Origin of the sequence: Enterococcus saigonensis (assembly GCF_011397115.1) — a bacterium.
GTDB classification, from domain to species: domain Bacteria; phylum Bacillota; class Bacilli; order Lactobacillales; family Enterococcaceae; genus Enterococcus_C; species Enterococcus_C saigonensis.
Window position 1 is genome coordinate 1,070,594 of sequence record NZ_AP022822.1, and the last position, 21,172, is coordinate 1,091,765.

Annotated in this window: 20 protein-coding genes; 18 read left to right on the top strand and 2 right to left on the bottom strand. The window is 33.4% G+C overall.

Annotated features, from left to right (window positions below; all coding sequences use genetic code 11):
- The first annotated feature begins 1 nt into the window (after position 1).
- From EsVE80_RS05000 to EsVE80_RS05020, 5 genes are all read left to right on the top strand, one after another.
- Entirely contained in the window at positions 2 to 481 is a 480-nt protein-coding gene (locus EsVE80_RS05000) for a GNAT family N-acetyltransferase (protein WP_173102724.1), read from the top strand.
- A 204-nt stretch (positions 482 to 685) separates the two neighbouring features.
- Positions 686 to 1,411 (top strand): glycosyltransferase family 2 protein, encoded by a 726-nt coding sequence (locus EsVE80_RS05005; protein WP_173102725.1) that lies wholly within the window; start codon positions 686 to 688, stop codon positions 1,409 to 1,411.
- On the top strand, positions 1,411 to 1,749 hold the full coding sequence (locus EsVE80_RS05010) for a DUF2304 domain-containing protein (RefSeq protein ID WP_173102726.1): 339 nt from the start codon (positions 1,411 to 1,413) through the stop codon (positions 1,747 to 1,749). Before EsVE80_RS05005 ends, EsVE80_RS05010 begins: the two co-directional genes overlap by 1 nt.
- A gap of 1 nt (position 1,750) precedes the next feature.
- Entirely contained in the window at positions 1,751 to 2,086 is a 336-nt protein-coding gene (locus EsVE80_RS05015) for an EamA family transporter (RefSeq protein WP_173102727.1), read from the top strand.
- Positions 2,079 to 4,034 carry a DUF6020 family protein gene (locus EsVE80_RS05020; protein WP_173102728.1) on the top strand — a complete coding sequence of 652 codons (1,956 nt, stop codon included), beginning with the start codon at positions 2,079 to 2,081 and terminating at the stop codon, positions 4,032 to 4,034. The genes EsVE80_RS05015 and EsVE80_RS05020 overlap by 8 nt, the downstream gene beginning before the upstream one ends.
- 454 nt (positions 4,035 to 4,488) lie before the next feature.
- Here EsVE80_RS05020 and EsVE80_RS05025 read toward each other — a convergent pair whose 3' ends face one another.
- Complete coding sequence (locus tag EsVE80_RS05025) at positions 4,489 to 5,448, bottom strand: XcbB/CpsF family capsular polysaccharide biosynthesis protein (RefSeq protein ID WP_173102729.1); 960 nt, start codon at positions 5,446 to 5,448, stop codon at positions 4,489 to 4,491.
- 140 nt (positions 5,449 to 5,588) lie between these two features.
- On the opposite strand from EsVE80_RS05025, the gene EsVE80_RS05030 reads away from it, so the two are divergent.
- From EsVE80_RS05030 to EsVE80_RS05080, 11 genes are all read left to right on the top strand, one after another.
- On the top strand, positions 5,589 to 5,789 hold the full coding sequence (locus tag EsVE80_RS05030; RefSeq protein WP_071863753.1) for a cold-shock protein: 201 nt from the start codon (positions 5,589 to 5,591) through the stop codon (positions 5,787 to 5,789).
- A gap of 99 nt (positions 5,790 to 5,888) precedes the next feature.
- On the top strand, positions 5,889 to 6,287 hold the full coding sequence (tagD, locus tag EsVE80_RS05035; RefSeq protein WP_173102730.1) for a glycerol-3-phosphate cytidylyltransferase: 399 nt from the start codon (positions 5,889 to 5,891) through the stop codon (positions 6,285 to 6,287).
- Between the two features lie 129 nt (positions 6,288 to 6,416).
- A complete protein-coding gene (locus EsVE80_RS05040; RefSeq protein WP_173102731.1) occupies positions 6,417 to 7,481 on the top strand; it encodes an ABC transporter ATP-binding protein in 1,065 nt (354 codons plus the stop codon).
- A gap of 23 nt (positions 7,482 to 7,504) precedes the next feature.
- Entirely contained in the window at positions 7,505 to 8,314 is an 810-nt protein-coding gene (locus EsVE80_RS05045) for an ABC transporter permease (protein WP_173102732.1), read from the top strand.
- A 156-nt stretch (positions 8,315 to 8,470) separates the two neighbouring features.
- A complete protein-coding gene (locus tag EsVE80_RS05050) occupies positions 8,471 to 9,583 on the top strand; it encodes an LCP family glycopolymer transferase (protein WP_173102733.1) in 1,113 nt (370 codons plus the stop codon).
- Between the two features lie 422 nt (positions 9,584 to 10,005).
- The gene (locus EsVE80_RS05055; RefSeq protein WP_173102734.1) at positions 10,006 to 12,141 is read left to right on the top strand and encodes a penicillin-binding transpeptidase domain-containing protein; all 2,136 of its coding nucleotides are present in this window, start codon (positions 10,006 to 10,008) and stop codon (positions 12,139 to 12,141) included.
- 123 nt (positions 12,142 to 12,264) lie between these two features.
- Entirely contained in the window at positions 12,265 to 12,546 is a 282-nt protein-coding gene (locus EsVE80_RS05060) for an AAA family ATPase (RefSeq protein ID WP_173102735.1), read from the top strand.
- Between the two features lie 3 nt (positions 12,547 to 12,549).
- On the top strand, positions 12,550 to 14,589 hold the full coding sequence (locus EsVE80_RS05065; protein WP_173102736.1) for a cation:proton antiporter: 2,040 nt from the start codon (positions 12,550 to 12,552) through the stop codon (positions 14,587 to 14,589).
- A gap of 87 nt (positions 14,590 to 14,676) precedes the next feature.
- Entirely contained in the window at positions 14,677 to 16,575 is a 1,899-nt protein-coding gene (locus EsVE80_RS05070) for an ABC-F family ATP-binding cassette domain-containing protein (RefSeq protein WP_173102737.1), read from the top strand.
- A 33-nt stretch (positions 16,576 to 16,608) separates the two neighbouring features.
- Complete coding sequence (locus EsVE80_RS05075; RefSeq protein ID WP_173102738.1) at positions 16,609 to 17,556, top strand: thymidylate synthase; 948 nt, start codon at positions 16,609 to 16,611, stop codon at positions 17,554 to 17,556.
- 34 nt (positions 17,557 to 17,590) lie between these two features.
- Complete coding sequence (locus tag EsVE80_RS05080) at positions 17,591 to 18,091, top strand: dihydrofolate reductase (protein ID WP_173102739.1); 501 nt, start codon at positions 17,591 to 17,593, stop codon at positions 18,089 to 18,091.
- Between the two features lie 69 nt (positions 18,092 to 18,160).
- On the opposite strand, the gene trhA is transcribed toward EsVE80_RS05080, so the two are convergent.
- Complete coding sequence (gene trhA / locus EsVE80_RS05085; protein WP_173102740.1) at positions 18,161 to 18,814, bottom strand: PAQR family membrane homeostasis protein TrhA; 654 nt, start codon at positions 18,812 to 18,814, stop codon at positions 18,161 to 18,163.
- A 137-nt stretch (positions 18,815 to 18,951) separates the two neighbouring features.
- Between trhA and EsVE80_RS05090 the strand changes: the two genes are divergently transcribed.
- Together EsVE80_RS05090 and EsVE80_RS05095 are read left to right on the top strand one after the other, a co-directional pair.
- Entirely contained in the window at positions 18,952 to 19,797 is an 846-nt protein-coding gene (locus EsVE80_RS05090) for a DegV family protein (protein ID WP_173102741.1), read from the top strand.
- Positions 19,798 to 20,304: 507 nt separating this feature from the next.
- The gene (locus EsVE80_RS05095; RefSeq protein WP_173104127.1) at positions 20,305 to 21,153 is read left to right on the top strand and encodes an SGNH/GDSL hydrolase family protein; all 849 of its coding nucleotides are present in this window, start codon (positions 20,305 to 20,307) and stop codon (positions 21,151 to 21,153) included.
- The last annotated feature ends 19 nt before the right edge of the window (positions 21,154 to 21,172 follow it).

Consider the following 21,172-nt stretch of genomic DNA (forward strand, 5'->3'; position numbering starts at 1 on the left):
AGTGGAGAAAAGGAAAATTGAGACACAAAAAGATATTCAGGATTTGTATCCAGTCGTTGTTGAAATTTGGCAAGAGTGGTTTACGCCAATTATTGGAGCAAAACAAGTGGATTTTATGTTACACAATTATCAGTCAAAAGAAAATATTGAAACGGAAATAAAACGAGGTGCTCGTTATTTTGCGCTATTAAAAGAGGATGAAATTATTGGTTACACAGCCTATGAGATTAAGGATGCAGCAATCTATATTAGTAAGCTCTACATCAAAAAAGAATTTCGAGGGCAAGGGTTGATGCGTGAAATTTTTACTTGGTACGATAAGTTAAGTGAAAAATTGGGCTTGAAACAACGACTGCGCGTAAATCGTGACAACACGCATTCCGTTGCAGTGTATGAGCATCGGGGCTTTAAAATTGTTGCTACAAAAGACGATGAAATAGGTAACGGTTTTATTATGAATGATTACATTTTGGAAAAATAATCTATTTTTTGAATCTATTTCGAATACTCTCATTTAATAGATATTTTCTAAAATAATATAAAAGTTGGGATATATAGGAGGATTATTGTACGAATGTATATTTAATATTTTAACTGATTTTTCAAGAGTGCTCGTAAATAAAATTGAAAAGTGGGAAACTAAGTTATATAATAATTTCTAAGTGTAAAACGGAGGGTAAAAAAAGTGAAAAAGAGAGTCTTACTAATTATTCCTGCTTTTAATGAAGAAGAGAGCATAATCGATACAGTTAAACAAGTTGAGAATTTTTATGATGAAAATTTTGAACTTAATTACGTGGTGATTAATGATGGGTCTACGGATTCAACCGGGAAATTGTTAACAAATTCCGGGAAAAATGTTATTCATTTGGTTAGCAATTTGGGAATAGGTGGAGCAGTGCAAACGGGCTATAAGTATGCAAAACTACATAGTTATGATATTGCAGTTCAGTTTGATGGGGATGGTCAGCATGATATTAATTCCTTACCAGCGTTAATTTCTCCAATTCTACAAGAAAAAAATAATTTCACTATCGGTTCAAGATTTGTTCCAGGCGAAAAATCTAATTTTCAATCAACTGGCCTTAGAAGACTAGGTATTAATATTATCAGTATTTTAATAAAAATTGTAAGTGGACAAAGACTCTATGATACAACTTCTGGATATAGAGCGGCAGATAAAAATGTTATTGAATATTTTAGTGACTCATATCCTGTGAAATACCCTGAGCCTGAATCATTGGTTCTACTTTTAAAAAACGGCTTTAAATTTCGTGAAATTCCGGTAAATATGTTTGAGAGAACAGGGGGAGAATCTTCTATTACTCCTGTAAAGTCTATTAAATATATGTTAGAGGTATGCTCAGCAATTTTATTATTGTCTTTTAAAAAGGGAAAAGAGGAATTATAGTGAATTTTTTTTATTTTTGTTTAATACTAGTGTCATTATTAATTATTTGGACGATTATAAAAAAGGTGAATAGCAGCAACTTTTTTATATCTACAGCGATTGAGTGGTTGTTTGTCGGAGGCTTAGTCTGTTTATCTGCTTTTTTTCCGAAATTTGTGTTTAAAATATCTAATTTTTTAGGTTTTGAAGTACCATCTAATTTTATTATTTTTTCAAGTGTTTTATTTCTTGCCTACCAAATACTAAATCTAAGTGTTATTGTTGCAAAACAAAATAGACAGATAATTACTTTAATTCAAGAACTTTCAATTATGAAGAAAGAAAAAGAGGGAAAATAATATGATGTTCGTTTTATATGTAGTTTTATCATCAATGGGGATAATTCTTTTCAAATTAGGTTCGGATCAAGTGTCCTTTGAAGTAACCAAGCATGCGATTGGTCTGAACCTTTCTTTCTTAAGTATCTTAGGTTTAATATGCTATGTTGTTAGCTTTTTATTGTGGATGATAATAATTTCAAAAAATGAGGTTAGCTATATAGTTCCTGTGGGACTTGCCGCGACGAATGTTGCAATTTTAATAGCATCATCTCTAATACTAGGGGAAAGTATTTCAACTATTCAAATCATAGGAATAAGTGTAATTATCTTGGGGGTATTTCTGATAAATGTTTAGCAAAAACTTTATTAACCAAGATAAGAAAATAGTAGTTGTTAATTTTTTAAAGGCACTATTATTAACTGTTTTCTTAGATAATAGGCTAACAGTGCTTAAAGTAAATACTATGATTTATGACCAAATTGATAATAGAATACTGCAGAGAATTTATTATTTTTTATATGACATCTCGGCTCATATAAGTGGCATACCGATCACTTATATTTTTATGTTTGTAGGTCTATTTTTCTTGCTTACTTGGACAGCTCATCTTACTACAAAAAGACTAACTATAATACAACATTTGATCTCTACTTTCTTCAGTATGATGATACTTTTTAAGTACGCATTAGATTTAACACTACCAGTAAATCAAACTTCATATTTCTATTTATTAGTATCGAGTACATCTCAGTTTATTAAAACATTTTTGACTTTTGTAAGTTGGTACATTTTATTTAATACTGTTCAAAGGATATTAGAAGTACTATTAATTAGAGTTAGCAAAGTCTCAAAAGACGAAAATATTATAATGTCTTTAGAGATTAAAAAGAAAAATTGGAAAAAAGATATTTTGAAAAATACTTTTATCGTTTTTTTTCTTTGGCTTCCTTTTCTAATTATAGATTATCCAGGTGTACTCATATATGATGGGGTCACTCAAATTATGCAATACAATGGATATGATCCATTACGAACAGATCATCCTATATCTTCTACTCTATTACTAAATTATTGTTTCAATATTGGAAAATTTATAGGATCCGGTAATTTAGGTTTGTTTATCTATGTATTGGTTCAATCCCTTTCTTTAGCTTTTTCGTTTGGTGCAGTTATAACGTGGGCAACTATCTCTTTCGATAAAATTAATTTGAAAAAGATTTTTATCCCAATGTGTGGACTGCTTCCGGTTGTACTTACATTTATTCCATTGATATCAAAAGATATTATATTTGCTAGTATGTTTGTCCTTTTAAATTTATTGTTAGCCATCATTCTTTTTAATCAATCGTCTAAACTTACGTTAGGGCTGTTTATTGGAGTCTTATTGAGTTCAACTATCAGTATGTTGTTTAGAAAAAATGTACTGTACGTTATTATATTGTTTATTGTGATTAGTGCTATCTTATTAGCCTTTAATAAGAGCAAATTTATAAATAAGTATTTTGTATTAGCTTTACTTATTTCTGTTGTTCTATTTAAGGGGATAGATACGGGACTTGGAAAGCTTTATGATGCAAATACAGATGGCTTGAGAAGAGAATCTTTGTCATTACCCTTTCAACAGACTGCACGATATATTAAATATCACGGTGATGAAATGACAAGTGATGAAAAGAAAAAAATAGATAGAGTATTAAAAATTGACAACATCGATGAACGATACAATCCAAAATTATCGAATAATGTAAAAGATTATCATAATGAAAATGCTTCGAAAGAAGAATTAAAAGAATATTTTTTTACTTGGATAGACGAGTTTTTTAAACATCCAGTTACTTATTTTGAAGCAACAATCGACCAAAATGTATCTCTCTTTACTTTATTTACAAAGAATGAGTATTTTACGCATTTAACAGCAGGATATCGCGAGGCTATTCCTAGACGTAATCAAATATATGAAGATTATAATCTGAAGGTTTCAAAAACACACTGGACATTACAAGAAATTAAACTTAAAGTCTTTCAAATATTTGATAGAATTCCCGGTTTGGGTCTATTAGATAATCCGTCAACTTATATTATTGTACTTTTTCTTTTTTGGGGAATATCTATAAAATATAAATTGAAGCGATTTATTTATATATCATTACCAACTTTTATTATGTTATTGACACTAATTGCTGGTCCTGTTGTCCAAGGATATACAAGATACACTGCACTTTTTATTTTTGTATTTCCAATATTATTTGTTTCATTTTTAATTGATTTTCAGAATAATAAGAAAAAAAGAACATATAGATGAATGAATTTAAGAGAGTTGTATAATTTTCACTATGGAAATGTAATTCAATGTCGGCACAAAGTATAAATATTTTGTTACATGGTGTTAAAATAATTAGTAAATATATAAAAAGCATATTTTAATATTTAGGGTTGGTAGAAAAACATCTTACTTTCTACCCACCCTATTTTTACAACTTCTGATCAATATGCAATGACAGTTGATAATTTCAAGAAATATTTAGTAACAGATTAAAATTTATATTGCTTATTCTCTTTTCAATAATTTATAGAATTATATTAAGTTATTGTAACGACATAGGGAGACAAAAATTTTACATTTATATTCAATGGATATTGTATAAATGAAAATTTTTATTAGTAATCAAAAAAGTCCAGATGAGGGACTCTGGACAAGATTACTTCTTGGATTTTTTTTATTGCAGTATTAATAAAGAGCTGATTTTATATTAAAACTATTCTTCCATAAATAGTTTGTTAATGTAATAAACCTGTTCAATCGTTGAATTTGCTGAAATATCAGGATGAGCGTGGATATGATTATCTTTAATATCTAGTATTGTAATACGATCTTTTTTGAAACTTTGAAATTGTTTGAAAGTAAAAGGAACTTGAGCAGATCCTATAATATATTTGGGCTCTTGATTAATATTCAATGCGTTAATATCCTTTTCTATTGACAAAGGTCGTACGTTTTTTAAGTACATTAAATCATTTTTTTCATTATGTTCTTCCAAAGTAATAATTGGATCAACTATACACGCTTTATAATTCCCCAAAAAGCTGTGATATGTTGCCCCTGTACCACCCTTAGATCCGCCATAAAAAACTACATTCTTTTTGTCAATTTCGTACTGACCTATTATAAATTTGATTGCTCCTTGTACATCTTCTTCAAATCCTGGATAGTTCGGTGTGTTAAGGTACATGCTGCCAGTATTCATATTTACATCCATAATCCGCATAATAAGAGTGTTTTTTACGATATGTTTTTGAATGGATGGATAGTTTTGCGTAAAGCATCTATTAGCAATGTTAGGGGACATATAGTTATTTCCATCTGGCATTGACGAAAACATCACCAGTAAACGCAAGGGTGCTAAAGTATTAATTTTATTATCGGGTACCTTTTGAATTGTGTAAAATAACTCGCCGTATTTTATTAAATCCGTCCGTTTCCAGATAGTTTGAATAAGCTTGCGTTTAATAAAAAATGATTGCTTATTTGCATAATAGTAAAACATGTAGTCATTTTCCATTAATTTACGATAAAAAGCATGAGCAGATGGATCTACCCTTGAAAGCTGGATAATATTCTTATCATCCGGCATTCGTATGATAATCTTATCCGTAGTAAAATCAATATCGGTATCGCCATATGAATAGGTTTCATAAGAAAGATTAATGTTTTCCACAATCTCATCTCCTTTTTTACTTAATTATATCAATTCGCCAAACATTTACAATAAAATAAAGTTTGCTACCGCTTCCAAATTTCGTTATAATTAAGTGACGGAATGTCCGTTAATTATATTTTTTGGAGGCTACACGAAACATGGAACAAGGAAAAGTGAAATGGTTTAACAACGAAAAAGGGTTTGGTTTTATTACAACTGAAGGTGGCGACGACGTATTCGTCCACTTCTCAGCAATTCAAGGGGATGGCTTCAAATCATTAGAAGAAGGCCAAGATGTTGAATTTACTATCGTCGAAGGCGCTCGTGGTCCACAAGCGGCTGAAGTAACTAAATTATAATTTAGTTTTTAACCGGATTTTTATCCGGTTTTTTATTTGGTTGCCTTTTTAAAGCTTTTTTGCTATCTTCGTTATAAGAAAAAGAAGCGAGGGAAAGACATGAAACGTGTTATTACGTATGGAACTTTTGACTTATTACATTATGGACATATCAATTTATTACGCCGCGCTAAAGAGCAAGGTGATTATTTAGTAGTTGCTTTGTCAACAGACGAATTTAACTGGAATGAAAAACAAAAGAAATGTTATTTTAGTTATGAAAAGCGTAAACAATTGTTAGAAGCAATTCGCTATGTGGATTTAGTTATTCCAGAAGAAGGATGGGACCAAAAAACAAGTGATATCGAGCTTTATCACATTGATAAATTTGTAATGGGAGACGATTGGGCTGGCAAATTTGATTTTCTACAAGAAGAAACAAACGCAGAAGTTATTTACTTGCCACGTACGCCAGAAGTTTCCACTACACAGATAAAAAATGATTTAAAACTAAAATAACCACAAAAAGTCGAGATTTTTCTCGACTTTTTCATATTTTTGTTCTATTTTATTAGAAGCAGTTTTGACCAATAAATAAAATATGGTATGATGTAGCGTGAACTATTTCAAGTCAATATCTAATAAAGGATGAAGATTTTGGAAAATAATATTAAAGTAAGAAGCACTCTTGTTACAAAAGAGTATGATTTGTACAAAAAAAAATCTGATAAAGTAAAAGCACTATTTAAATTTTATCATCGTAATGTCCCACGTTTTTGGGCATTAAAAGGGGTCAGTTTTGAAGTGAAAGCTGGCGAGTCAGTGGGGATAATCGGAATAAATGGTTCTGGAAAGTCGACTTTATCCAATATTATTAGTGGAATTATTCCACCAACCTCAGGCACGATGGAAGTAAATGGCGATACATCTATTATTGCTATTGGGGCGGGCTTAAAGCCACAATTAACAGGTATTGAAAATATTCGTTTAAAGGCTTTAATGACTGGACTCACTAATAAGGAAATTGATGCTAAAATGGATGAAATTGTAGCTTTTGCTGATTTGGGAGATTTTGTCAATCAACCGGTAAAAAGTTATTCTAGTGGGATGAAATCACGGTTAGGTTTTGCGATTGCTGTTCATAATGATCCTGATATTTTAATTATTGATGAAGCTTTATCAGTAGGTGATGAAACTTTTTATCAAAAGTGTGTTGATAAAATAATGGAATTTAAAGAACAAGGAAAGACTATTTTCTTTGTGAGTCATTCGTTGGCTCAAGTCGAAAAGCTTTGCGATAAAACGATTTGGATGCATTATGGAACATTAAGGATGTTTGATGAAACTGAAAAAGTCATGAAAGAATATCAGGCGTTTATTGATTGGTTTAAAAAGCAACCTAAAGAAGATCAAAAAAGTTATCAAGATAAGTGCAAAGAAAACCAAAAAAGTTTTAATTTAGAAGAATTAAATAAGTTAGTTCCAAAAGATATGGAATTGAAAAAACAGAATTTGGATAATCATCAACTAGAAAGGAACTTAAAAAGGATCCCTCTAGGAGACCGTATGTCTATACCTACAAAAATAATTTTACTTATTAGTTTCGTTTCACTTATATTTTTATCTTTAGTCTCATTTAGTGGGCATTCTGTCTCTTGGGCAGTAAAGCATCCATTAGAAATTTTAGCGCGCTATTTTCATTTTTTGAAATAAGTGACAGGTAAAGGAAGATTTGATTGAAAGAGATAGTAGAAGTAATTAAAGAGCAATTTCGCCACTTAGGTATGATTATTAGGATGTCTCGTTATGAAGATAAAGCTACGTATCAAAGTCATTATCTTGGTCTAGCATGGCAAATTTTGAATCCTGCAATTCAAGTAGCAATTTATTATCTAATCTTTGGTGTCGGAATTAGCGCTAATCGCAAAATAGATGGAGTTCCTTTTTTTGGTTGGATGTTAATTGGTATCACAGCATGGTTCTATATGAATTCGAGTGTTTTAGGCGCATCAAACTCTATTCATCGACAAGTCGGTATGGTTGCAAAGATGAAATTTCCGGTAAGTATTTTACCAACAGTTAACATTGTTAGTAATTTATCTTCATATTTTCCAATGTTAGCAATTGTGGTTGGAACAATGTTCATTTTTAAGGTTTCTGTAACAGTTTATTGGCTACAATATTTGTATTATTTTATTTGCATGATAGCATTTTTATTTGCATTTGGACTTTTAAACGCAACAATAACTGTCTTAATACGAGATTATCACATTTTTCTTCAATCTGTATTACGATTGCTTTTTTATGTTTCTGGTCCTATTTGGGATATAAATAATAAAAACTTGCCTATACCACTAGTGAAGCTTTTAAAACTCAACCCCTTTTACTATATCATTGAAGGATTTCGCGATTCTTTCTTAAGTAGAGCTTGGTTTTGGGAGAAAACGACGTATGGGTTAATATTCTGGTTTACAACTTTGATTATTTTTATCCTAGGCAGTCATTTGCATATGAAATTTAGAGCACGTTTTGTCGACTATATTTAATAAAAGGAGCGATCAGTTTTGGTCGCTTCTTTTCATTTATGTTGCAAAAGTATTAAGTTTGAGTAATAAATGTAAACATAGATTGCTGAAACAAAAGAAGTGTGGCAAAATTTATACGATATTCAACAAATGAAAAAGTTAACTAAGAGGTGTCCAATGCGTTTATATCAAAAAATTATTTTGGGAATTGTAGGGCTCATTACTGTCGTGGTTTTAGGCGCTACTGCTTACGGCATCAAAATGTATCATGATGCTAATAGCTCTTTTAATGCGATTGTTGAAAAAATTGATCGGAAAAACAGTCGTCATGTTTCAAAAGCTAATATCGATAACACGGAACCATTTTCAATTTTATTAATGGGAATTGATACAGGGGCTTTAGGACGGACAGAGCAAGGGCGCTCTGATTCTATGATGGTAGTAACGGTTAATCCTGAAAAAAAACAATCCACAATTGTTAGTTTGGATCGAGATATCTATACTCAAATCGTCGGGTATGGCACGATGGATAAATTGAACCACGCCTATGCCTTTGGTGGTGTAGAAATGGCAATGGATTCAGTGGAGAATTTGTTAGATGTTCCGTTAGATCACTATGTATCGATTAATATGCAAGGTTTAAGAGATTTAATTGATGCTGTTGGTGGTATAACGGTTGACAATAAAATTGATTTTACTTTGGAAGGGGTACATGTTCCAAAAGGAAAAATTAAATTAAATGGTAAAACAGGATTAGCTTATGCGCGAATGCGCAAACAAGATCCTCAAGGGGACATTGGCCGGCAAAAACGACAACGCGAAGTTATTACAAAAATCGTGAATAAAGTAATGAGCCTTGATAGTGTTGCAAATTACCAAAAGATTTTAAAAGCAGTTGAAAAAAATACGAAGACAGACCTTTCTTGGGAAGATATGCTAGATATTGCGAATAACTATATTCCAGCCTTCAAAACGATTAAGCAAGATCAACTTGAAGGTGAAGGTCAAATGATTAATGGTATTTATTATCAAATGCTAGGGCTTAATCAAATTCTGGAAATGCAAAATAAATTAAAAACGGAATTGAATTTACCAACAAGTGAAACTTTGCCGACAGGTGATGAGTATACAAGTGGTTATGCGCAGGGGCAATTTTATGATGATACTAACCAAACTGCAGAAGCAGATGGATCCGTACAAAATGTAACTGGTACAGAAAATTACGATGGTAGCCAAGGTGAATCAGATACCGGTTACGATCAAAATTATGAAGAGCAAGCTGCTTATTAATTGAATTTAATGGCTAGTTGTCAAACAATGTTGATTCACAATACCAACATCAAAACGTATAGAGCTAGTAAAAGGTAATCCTAAAAAGGGTTGCCTTTTTTTATGTGTAAATAAGTTTAGTAGATGAATAATGATGCTGTTACTTTACTGAAAGGGAATTATTCATAGTTACCCACAATTTTATAAAAAATAAAAACTTACTAAAAATAATGTTTCACAGTTTATGAGAATTTTTTTGGTATAAAGTTTATAGTTTGCGCATTTTATTTAGATAAAATTAAAAATATAATTATTCTTGTGGAACAATTTAAAAATGCTTGAAAAACAAACTTAAGGTTTTATTTATTTAAAGAATAAAACTGTATTATCAATAGTTTTTTGGTAAAATAAAACGGTACTGATGTTTTGGAAGGATTTGACTCATGAAAGATCTTAAAAATAAATTAACAAGAGCTCACATTGAAAAAAAATTAAAAGATGGACGAGCACCTTCAACAAATGCTCCTCGTTCCCATGTTCCGTTTCGCTTGAATTTCCTTTTCTTTATTATTTTTGCATTGTTTATAGCCTTGATTGCTCAATTGGGCTACTTACAGATTGTTAATGGTGACAATATCTCAACGCAACTAAAAGCGTCTTCGACAATCAAGATTAAAGGAAGTACTCCGCGAGGAATGATTTATGATGCGACAGGTAAGCCTTTGGTGTCAAATAAAGCCAATCCTGCTATTACTTTTACGCGTGGAAATACAATGACAGCAGAGGACTTATTAAAAATTGCCAATCGTTTGAATGAATTAATTGATGTCCCAATCGAAAAAACATTACAAGAGCGCGATTTAAAGGATTACTGGTTAGCAAATCCTGAAAATTTGAAAAAGGCGAATGGACGTTTAAGCGCTAGTGAAAAGCTGATCAGCGATCAAAGTAAACTTTATACTTTGTTAGTTGATAAAGTTTCAGATAAAGAAATTAAGTTTGATACAAAGCAAAAAAAAGCGGCAATGATTTTCAAGAAAATGAATAGTGCGTCTGCATTAAACACGGTATACATTAAAAATCGTGACGTCACAGACGAAGAACTAGCTATTGTGGCAGAGCGGGCGAGTGAATTATCTGGTGTGGCTACGGGCACCGATTGGACGCGAGATTATGTCCAAAAAGGTTCCCTTCGTAGTATTCTTGGTAATGTTTCAACGGAAACGACAGGATTACCAGCAGAAGATTTAGAAAAATATTTAGCAAAAGGCTATGCTCGAAATGACCGTGTTGGAACAAGCTTCTTAGAAAAGCAATACGAAGATGTGTTACAGGGAACTAAATCGCAATATGAAGTAATATTGGATCGACAAGGAAATATTTCCAGTCAAAAAGAAGTTTCGCCTGGGGCAAAAGGAGATAATTTGGTGTTATCGCTAAATGCAGAATTCCAAAAGCGGGTTGAGAATATCTTGAAAAAAAATTACCAAGGATTAATTGATGCGGGGAAAGCTGATTACTCACCAGGAGCCTATGCTGTTGCAATGGATCCCAATACCGGTGGCGTCTTAGCGATGGCTGGTTTTTTACACAAGGAAAAAAGTGAAAATTTGGAAGAACATGCCCTTGGAACGGTACAGTCTGCTTTTGTACCAGGGTCAGTTGTTAAAGCAGGGACGCTAACTGCGGGGTGGCAAAATGGTGTCTTAGATGGTAATGAAGTTTTATATGATGAACCTATTAAAGTTAATGGTACTGAAATAAAAGCTTCCATCTACAATAAAGATGGAAGTGGTAGCCGTAATTTATCTGCCCGTAAAGCCTTAGAAATTTCATCAAATGCCTACATGATGAAAGTAACGTTTAAATTACTGAATATGAATTATCAATATAATGTTTCAATGCCTTTAATTGATAAACAAGTGGGAGCCTATGATGCGTTGCGCAAAGCATTCTCAGAGTATGGGATGGGTATTAAAACAGGAATTGATATTCCAAATGAAGAAGTTGGTATTTCCACGAAAACGCGTTATCTGGATTCACAAAATAATGGTGGTAGTGTGTTAGATTTGTCCTTTGGTCAGTTTGATACGTACACGCCGATGCAGCTTGCGCAATATGCAGCAACTGTGGCAAATGGCGGGAAAAGGATTCAACCTCATTTAGTTAGTGGTATTTATGGCAACGATACTGACGGTGGGTTAGGAAATTTAAAAAAATCAATTCAGCCTAAAATTTTAAATACTGTCAATCTTTCAAAGAATCAAATGGATATTATTCGAGGCGGCTTTTATGATGCTGTTCACGGCAATGACCCTTTTACGACGGCGACAGCCTTAGCCGGGGCAAAAATAACTGCCTCTGCGAAAACGGGTACTGCCGAAACGGCTGTATATAAAGATGGGAAAAAAGTTTCAGATACAATAAATAGTAATATTGTCGCTTATGGTCCCTCTGACGATGCAAAAGTAGCAATTAGTGTTATGCTACCTAACTTAAAAAATGATGACGATCATGTTAATGTTACCATAGCAAAAGAAATCATGGATGCGTATTACGATATTTATATGAAAAACTAAAACTAGGAGGCGCGGCGAAAAATTGTCCGGCCTCTTATTTTTTACATATGATCACGGTTATGACTTGTCAATACAACATCTTTGCGCTACTGTTAGAGGGACATTTTTTAAGGGAGTAAAAATATGAGTAAAGACTTTGAAACACAATTGAATTTATTACGAACAAAATATGGTAGTTTAACAATGGCAGAAAGACGGCATATTTTAGAAAAAATACGACGTAAAAATCTATTTAGTTATCGGAAATTAGAACGTTTAAAGCATGAACTCTTACGGTTAGAAGCAAAAAGAGCGCAATTGGAACTTGAAGAAGATCCAGGCGAACTGATAGAAATCGAACAAAAAATCGTAGCGCGAAAAGAAATATTTTTAAAGTTATTATGTGAATTTAAACAAAAGGAGTAAGGCATGGAATTAGTTGAATTAATTATTTTAATCGCATTGGCGATTACTTTTTCGAATATCTTTGCCAAGATTATTCCCACAATTCCGATCTTTTTTATCCAAATATTTCTTGGAATTCTAGTTGGTTTATCTAGTTATGGCCGTGCCTTAAATTTTAGACCGGAAATCTTTTTAGTGTTAATTATTGCACCTTTGTTGTTTCGTGAAGGAGAACATGCAGAGTTGCCGATAATCTTTAAAAACTTTGGGACAATCTTGTCTTTGGCATTTGGTGGTGTGTTGGTAACTTTGGTGGCAGTAGGATTAACGCTACACACTTTAATGCCGACAATTCCCCTGGCTGCGTGTATGGCTTTTGGGGCGGCATTAGGACCGACCGATGCAGTAGCAGTTACTTCGATTACCAAATCATTAAAAATTCCCGATCGCGTAATGCGAATATTAGAAGGTGAAGGACTTTTAAACGATGCATCTGGGGTTACGGCGTTTCAATTTGCGACAGTTGCACTTGTGACAGGGAGTTTTTCATTATGGCAAGGCTCTTTACGGTTGTTATTTGCTAGCGTTGGGGGTGCCTTGGTCGGCATAATCGTAGTCTGGGGTAAACGAAAGCTAATTCGATTAATTGAACAATTATCAGCACAGGATGTTACGGCGTATTTGTTAATTGAGTTGCTGCTTCCTTTTGTCGCCTATGTCTTTTCTGAAATTATCGGGGTGTCAGGAATCATTGCGGCAGTTGTAGCAGGTGTTATGCAGGCAACAGGACGGCAAAAAGTAACATTGTTTCAAGCGGAACTTACCAATGTTTCTACTGCTACTTGGAATACTATTGTCTTTACATTAAACGGACTCGTTTTTATCTTCTTAGGAATTGAAATTTCCCAAGTTTTTTCACCAATATGGGAAAGTGAGGTATATGCTAATTGGTTACTGCTTTTGGTTATTGTTGCAGTTACAATTATTTTATTTTTGATTCGTTTTATCTTTTTACTTCTTTTAAATCTTTTTAGTAGTAAAAAAGGGCACGTAAAATCATGGCAGGAAATTTTCCTTTTAACATTTGGGGGTGTAAAAGGAACAGTCAGCCTGGCGACAATTTTCATTTTGCCAACAACCCTTCATGGTGAAATCTTCCCACAGCGTAGCGTGTTATTATTTTTAACAGCAGGGGTCATTTTACTAAGTCTTATAATTAGTTTAATTGTTTTACCGCAATTAGCCGATGGCGAGGCTGAGGTACCAGTGGATGAAAAAGGCTTAGCTATTTTGGCAGAAGTAAAAAAGGAGCTGCGCATAGATCAAGAAGATACCGCTTTAACTAAAAATGAACAAATTGCATTAAAAGCTGTTATTCAAAGTTATGAAAATCGTATGTGGGATACGTATACTGCCGCCATGACAGAAAGTGAGCGTCAAGAAGTGCAAGAGATTCAAGCATTGATTATTGGAATTGAACGTGATGGTTTAGATGAAAGTTTTCGTCGCCACGAAATTGACGTCAATACGTATCGTTTTTATTCACGCTTTATTGCGAATTTTCAACACTCTGTTGGGCAACAAATTTTGTCTTTTTTGGCATTCTGGCTATTAATTGTTCGGCGGATTATCCGTGTAATTTTGCATCCTAAATTATTTTTTGAAAGAAGGCAAAATGCACCAAACCAGATGCAACCCAATGACTTTAGTCAAATAAAAAAAGTTTATTTGCGCAATACAAAATTAATTAAGCAAAGTTTGGCCAGTTTGGATGGGGTTTATGACGAAAAAATTATTGCACATTTTTTAGCGCAGCGGCAAAATATGGTGGGACGGTTACAATTAAATGATTTCATGGCTGCTGTCATGATTCGTCAAGATCCAGCTTATATTAAAGAAATGTTGAGAGGTTATTATTTAGAGCGCAAAGTCATTGATGCTTTTGAAACGGCAGGTACCATTACAACGTTTGCTGCTAATGAATACCGGCGTAAAGTGAATTTACTGGAATCATATGTTATGAGTCAGACGGGTAATTTACCAAAAATTCCTTTTTTTAGATAAGTTGAAGATTAAACAGGTAGACAAAATGTCTACCTGTTTTTTTTTGACAAATAATGGTACAATGTGTGAGACATTGGAGGGTGACAGATGAAAGAATTAAAAGTAGTAGGCCTACATAAAACTTACGGTGAAAAAACATTATTTCACGACTTGAACTTTATCATCCATGAAAAAGATCGAATTGGTTTAATTGGAATTAATGGAACCGGCAAAAGTAGCTTGTTAAAAATTATAGCCGGCATTGAAAGTGGCGACGGTGATTTGAATCCTCTAGAATATGCCAAAGATTACCGAATTGCTTATTTGACTCAAGATAGTAATTTTGATGGTAATCAAACCGTTTTACAAGCAGTTTTTGAGAGTGACAGTCCAAAAGTACAAGTAGTTAAAGAATACGAGCAAGCTTTGCAACTTTTAACAAAAGATGGCACAAATGAGCAAGCGCAAAAACGTTTTGCTAAAGCTGAGGCTGCTATGAATGAACAAGATGCCTGGCAGACGGATACAAATGCTAAAATTATTTTGCAAAAGTTAGGTATTCAACAGCTCAATGAATCTATCAAAAACTTATCTGGAGGCCAACAAAAGCGGGTTGGATTGGCGCAAGTTTTAATTGATGAACCTGATTTACTTTTATTGGATGAACCTACAAACCACTTGGATTATGATGCAATTACGTGGCTAGAAAATTATTTAAAGAATTATCAAGGATCCCTATTAATGGTTACCCATGATCGTTATTTCTTAGATAGAGTCACCAACAGGATTTTTGAACTTTCAGAAGGAAGTTTGCAAGAATTTGGTGGTAACTATGAATATTATTTAGCAGCTAAAGCAGAAAGAGAACGCGTAAGTGCTGAAGCAGAACAAAAGAAAAAGCAACTGTATAAACAAGAGCTTGCTTGGATGCGAGCAGGTGCTAAGGCGAGAAGTACAAAACAACAAGCTCGGATAAATCGATTTGAAAATTTAAAAGAGAGTCTGGTTCAAAATAAAGCAGACGCACAAGTAAATATCGAAATTGCAACTAAACGACTCGGTAAAAAAGTCATTGAATTAAAACAAGCAAATTATGCTTTTGAAAATAAATTAATCTTAGAAAATTTTGACTTGTTAATTCAATCTAGAGAACGAATTGGGATTACGGGGGAAAATGGTGCAGGAAAGTCGACGTTACTAAATATTCTCGCAGGTAAAATTCCATTACAAAATGGTATTTTATCAATTGGTGAGACAGTAAGGATGGCCTATTATACCCAGCAAAACGACATCATGGATCCTACGCAACGAATGATTAGTTATTTACAAGAAGTAGCAGAGATGGTCAAAAAAAATGATGGAACACAAGTTAGTGTCACTGAAATGTTGGAACGCTTTTTATTTCCACGCCACACTCATGGTACTCCGATTGGAAAACTTTCTGGTGGTGAAAAAAGGCGCTTATTCTTACTAAAATTATTAATGAGCCAGCCTAATGTTTTGTTGCTAGATGAACCAACCAACGATTTAGATATTGCAACTTTGACCGTATTGGAAGATTATTTGGATACATTCGCTGGTGCAGTAGTGACAGTCTCTCATGATCGTTACTTTTTGGATAAAGTGGCTGAAAAATTGTTAGTTTTTGAAGGTGACGGTATTATTACGTCTTATTTTGGCAGTATTACTGATTATTTAACTCAAAGTATACCAGAGGTTGCCTTGTCAGAAGATATTAAAAAAGAAGCTGATTATTCAAAAAAAGAAGTTACTACCAAGAACGTTAAAAAGAAATTAACTTATATGGAGCAAAAAGAATGGGAAACGATTGAAGAAGATATCACGTTATTAGAAAATCAAATCGACGATTTAACAGAAAAAATGAACCATCAAGGTGCTGATTTTACGAAATTACAAGAACTGCAAAAGCAAATAAGTGAAGCAGAAAGCCAATTGGAAGAAAAAATGAAGCGTTGGGAATATTTAAGTGCGTTTGCAGTGGATTAGTAAATCTACACCAATCATTTGAGGAGGATATTCATGGAGCAAGCATATTTAGATTTAGGAAAAAAATTAATAGAACATGGACACGATAAAGGAGATCGTACCGGTACTGGAACCAAAAGTTTATTTGGATATCAGATGCGTTTTGATTTGAATGAAGGTTTTCCTTTGTTAACTACAAAACGGGTACCATTTGGTTTAATTAAAAGTGAGTTGCTGTGGTTTTTAAAAGGTGATACTAATATTCGCTACTTGTTGCAACACAACAATCATATATGGGATGAATGGGCCTTTGAGCGTTACGTTAAAAGCGTGGATTATAAAGGACCAGACATGACAGATTTTGGGCGCCGTTCTTTAGTGGATGAAAACTTCAATGAAGAGTATCAAAAACAATTAAAACATTTTTGTGAAAAAATTGTTGCTGATGAAAATTTTGCGGAAAAACATGGAGATTTAGGCCACATTTATGGCTATCAATGGCGCCATTGGGAAAAACAAGATGGGACTTTTATCGATCAAATTAAAGATGTTATTGAAATGATTAAAGAAAACCCTAATTCCCGTCGTCTAATCGTGACAGCTTGGAATCCAGAAGACATTCCATCAATGGCTTTGCCACCGTGTCATACAATGTTTCAATTTTATGTTTACGATGGAAAGCTAAGTTGCCAACTGTATCAAAGAAGCGCCGATGTCTTTTTGGGTGTTCCATTTAACATTGCCAGTTATGCATTGCTAACGCATTTAATTGCTCATGAAACTGGTCTTGGCGTTGGAGAATTTGTGCATACTTTAGGTGATGCACATTTGTATCAAAATCATATTGACCAAATGAAAGAACAATTGTCTCGCGATGTGCGTCCTGCGCCTACCTTAATTTTAAATGAAGATAAGGTCTCCGTTTTTGACTTTGAAATGGAAGATATTCAATTAGAAAACTATCACCCACATCCAACAATTAAAGCACCAATTGCGGTTTAAGTTTTAAAAAAGATTTAATAAAAAGGAGGTAACTATGTTAGCAGCAATTTGGGCTCAAGATCAAAATGGCTTAATTGGCAAAAATGAAGTTTTGCCTTGGTATTTACCCGATGATTTGAAATTTTTTAAAGCAACAACGATAAATAAGACATTAGTCATGGGCAGACGAACCTTTGAAGGAATGGGGGGGCGTCCCTTACCCAATCGCACCACAATTGTTTTAACACGTGATATAACGTATCAAGCACCAGCAGGCGTACATGTTATGCATGACACTGCTGAAGTGATTAATTATGCTCAATCAAAAGATCACACGGTTTTCATCGCCGGTGGTAGTATGATTTATGCATCTTTATTGCCAGCGTGTAATTATATTTTTAGAACAGTGATTGAAGATTCCTTTGAAGGTGATACGTATTTTCCTGAAGTTAAGTGGGAGAACTGGCGCTTAGTCAAAAAGGTTGCGGGAAAAGTCGATGAGAAAAATAAATTTCCCCACTTTTTTGAAGAGTATGAACGCATCCATTTAGACTAGAAAAAAGGTATAAAAAAGGTATAATTAGAAGTTAAAAATCTTCTAATTATACCTTTTTAAGTAACTTATTTACGTATAAAGTAAAATAGAAAAGTACATTAAGCTAGCACCTAACATGACAAATAAGTGCCAGACAACGTGCATGAAGCGAATATTTTTAAGGCTGTAAAAAAGAGCGCCAACCGAATAGGCAACACCGCCTGCGACTAGAAGTCCAGTACCAACATTGCCTAAAGAAAGCCATAAATCTTTAGCTGCAATCAAACAAAGCCACCCCATAAAGAGATAAATTAAAGTAGAAACTTTTGAGACTGTATCTTTTTTATGTAGTGTCAAAGATTTATAGACAATACCACTGATAGCTAAAAGCCAAATTAGTGCAAATAGTGTCCAACCAAGCCAACCTTGAATACTTAGTAGACAAAAAGGAGTATAGCTACCTGCTATTAAAAGAAAAATCGAATCGTGATCAAAAACTTGAAACACTTTTTTTGCTTTAGTAAAAATTAGGCTATGAAATAAGGTGGAAGATAAAAATAATAAAATCATCATGGAACCATAAATTGCATAAGAGACTACATGAAGAGACGAGCCTAACCGTGCTCCTTTGACTAATAAAACGACTAGACCAGCGACTGCTAAACCAAAACCGATACCGTGTGTTACAGCATTTAAGACTTCGTTGACGATTAAATATTTGCGAGAAAATTGCGGTTTATCCACGTATTTACTTCCTCCTTTTAGGGAATATTTCAAAATTAATGAAAAAACAAAATGTCTCTGTTATACTTAACGACAGAGCATGTTTAGCTGTATTTTAACATGAAGATAAGCAATGTTAAAGGAAGAGTGAAGGAGCCATGGCAAAACTTAAAATAGTTACGGATTCATCGTGTACGATGGAAAAAACATTACAAGAAAAATTAGATATTCAAATTGTTCCCTTGTCAGTTATGATTGATGGCGTTTTATATAAAGATGATGAAACGTTACCAGGAGAAAAATTTATGAGTATGATGGCAAGTGCCAAAGAATTGCCTAAAACAAGTCAGCCGCCGATAGGTGAGTTTGTGGAACTTTTTGACGAACTAGGAGCTGATGGCAGTCAGGTGTTGTCTATTCATATGACAAAAGGATTGAGCGGGACTGTTGAAGCGGCGCGTCAAGCGAGTAATTTGTCAAAAAGTGACGTGACAGTCATAGACAGTGATACAACAGACCAAGGATTATCTTTCCAAGTTATTAAAGCTGCTGAAATGGCAAGAGCTGGCAGTAGTTTAATGGAAGTTTTGGCAGCGGTTGAAAAAGTACGAGAAAATACGAAACTCTACATTGGGGTTTCCACTTTGGACAATTTAGTGAAAGGTGGCCGTATTAGTCGGGCTACTGGTATTTTATCGAACTTATTAAATATGCGTGTCGTAATGGACTTTGATCATTCAGAATTAATTCCTGTAGTTAAAGGTCGTGGAGCTAAAACATTTACTAAATGGTTTGAAGGTTTGAAAAAAGAATTACAACAAAAAACAAACGTCAAAAGTATTGGCATTTCTCATGCTGATGGATTGACATTATGTGAAGAGTTTAAAAAGGAACTGCAAGAACTATTTCCAGAAATGCATATTCCTTTGTTACACACAACACCAATTATTGCGACCCATACTGGTAAAGGCGCTTTTGCCATCACCTATTATACCGAAGACTAATAATTTGAAGTTGAGACAAGATAAGTTGGCAAAGTGCCAAAATCAGATAGTTAAGTGCGCTTAAACTTTAAAAGCTGGTAAAAGCTTTTAAAATTAGCGTTTAGCTAAATAATTTTGGTAATCAAGGCTAACTTATGTTTTTGTTTCAACTTTTTTCTTTCCATGTGAAAAACTTTGAATAATCAATTAAAATTGCGGAAAAGTAAAGCTTTGTATGCAAAAGACTGGTGCGCTACCTTTTTCCTTCTTTTTTTGCTAGAATAAGCTTTGCTATAACTTTTGCTGCTTGTTAAAAAATATAAGACTGATGTAGCGCTTGAAACATAAAATTAGACTGTCCTTTTTTAGCATTGCAATAAAAATAAAATTATTAAAAAAATACGCAACCAAGCTTTTTTTATGAGCGTAATGTGATAATTTGCGGTTGTTTCAGTAAGTTAAAAGGAGGTTAGGCCTTTGAAATTTTTTAAACCACTGATTACGCTTTTGTGCCTGGTAATTGGTGCAATGCTTTTTTATATTGTATTAAATCAAACAATTCCAGCAGCCCAGCCAATCTTAAAACCAACTTCAGTAAATGAGGTAGTAAAAAATCAAAAAGAAAAAATTCATTTTGTAGCGATTGGAGACTCTCTAACAGAAGGGATTGGTGACGAAACAAAACGAGGCGGTTTTGTGCCTATAGTAACAAATGATATGCAAGAGCGTTATCGTTTGACCAGTGTGGAAGTAGAAAACTACGGAGTGGCTGGTGAACGTAGTGATCAGATTTTAAAACGGATAAAAAAAGAAAAAACAATTTTAGAAAATATTGCTACTGCTGATGTGCTAACTTTAACAGTTGGCGGAAATGATTTAATGAAAGTTATCCAAGATAATTTTTTTGGTTTGACAACTAAAACTTTTAAAAGACCACAAGAAAAATATCAAAAAAGGATAACAGAAATTATCACATTGCTGCAAAAAGAAAACAAACAAGCGCCAATTTATGTCTTTGGTATCTATAATCCTTTTTATTTAAACTTTCCTGAAATTACCGACATGCAAAAAATTGTTGATAATTGGAATTTAGCTACGGAAGAAACTGTAAAAACTTTTAAAAATGTTCATTTTATTCCGATTAATGACTTATTATACCGAGGCTTAGATAATGAAGTAGGAATCGACAGTACATTGGATTCTTCAGAAGAAGCTGAATTAAAGAGTACAGATAGTAGCGATTTAAATATTATTGACAATAATGCTTTGTACGATCAAGATAAATTTCATCCGAATAATTTAGGCTATCAGTTAATGGCTAATGCGTTAAGAGATGAACTCATTAAAACCAAAGCCCAATGGTTAGTTAAAAAGTAATTAAGGAAAAGACGAGGAG

Coding starts and splice junctions, on each gene's coding strand:
- EsVE80_RS05040 (WP_173102731.1), top strand. CDS start 6,417: ATGAAGATTTTGGAAAATAATATTAAAGTAAGAAGCACTCTTGTTACA.
- EsVE80_RS05055 (WP_173102734.1), top strand. CDS start 10,006: ATGAAAGATCTTAAAAATAAATTAACAAGAGCTCACATTGAAAAAAAA.
- EsVE80_RS05030 (WP_071863753.1), top strand. CDS start 5,589: ATGGAACAAGGAAAAGTGAAATGGTTTAACAACGAAAAAGGGTTTGGT.
- EsVE80_RS05020 (WP_173102728.1), top strand. CDS start 2,079: ATGTTTAGCAAAAACTTTATTAACCAAGATAAGAAAATAGTAGTTGTT.
- EsVE80_RS05095 (WP_173104127.1), top strand. CDS start 20,305: ATGCTTTTTTATATTGTATTAAATCAAACAATTCCAGCAGCCCAGCCA.
- EsVE80_RS05070 (WP_173102737.1), top strand. CDS start 14,677: ATGAAAGAATTAAAAGTAGTAGGCCTACATAAAACTTACGGTGAAAAA.
- EsVE80_RS05050 (WP_173102733.1), top strand. CDS start 8,471: ATGCGTTTATATCAAAAAATTATTTTGGGAATTGTAGGGCTCATTACT.
- EsVE80_RS05075 (WP_173102738.1), top strand. CDS start 16,609: ATGGAGCAAGCATATTTAGATTTAGGAAAAAAATTAATAGAACATGGA.
- tagD (WP_173102730.1), top strand. CDS start 5,889: ATGAAACGTGTTATTACGTATGGAACTTTTGACTTATTACATTATGGA.
- EsVE80_RS05090 (WP_173102741.1), top strand. CDS start 18,952: ATGGCAAAACTTAAAATAGTTACGGATTCATCGTGTACGATGGAAAAA.
- EsVE80_RS05065 (WP_173102736.1), top strand. CDS start 12,550: ATGGAATTAGTTGAATTAATTATTTTAATCGCATTGGCGATTACTTTT.
- EsVE80_RS05060 (WP_173102735.1), top strand. CDS start 12,265: ATGAGTAAAGACTTTGAAACACAATTGAATTTATTACGAACAAAATAT.
- EsVE80_RS05080 (WP_173102739.1), top strand. CDS start 17,591: ATGTTAGCAGCAATTTGGGCTCAAGATCAAAATGGCTTAATTGGCAAA.
- EsVE80_RS05015 (WP_173102727.1), top strand. CDS start 1,751: ATGATGTTCGTTTTATATGTAGTTTTATCATCAATGGGGATAATTCTT.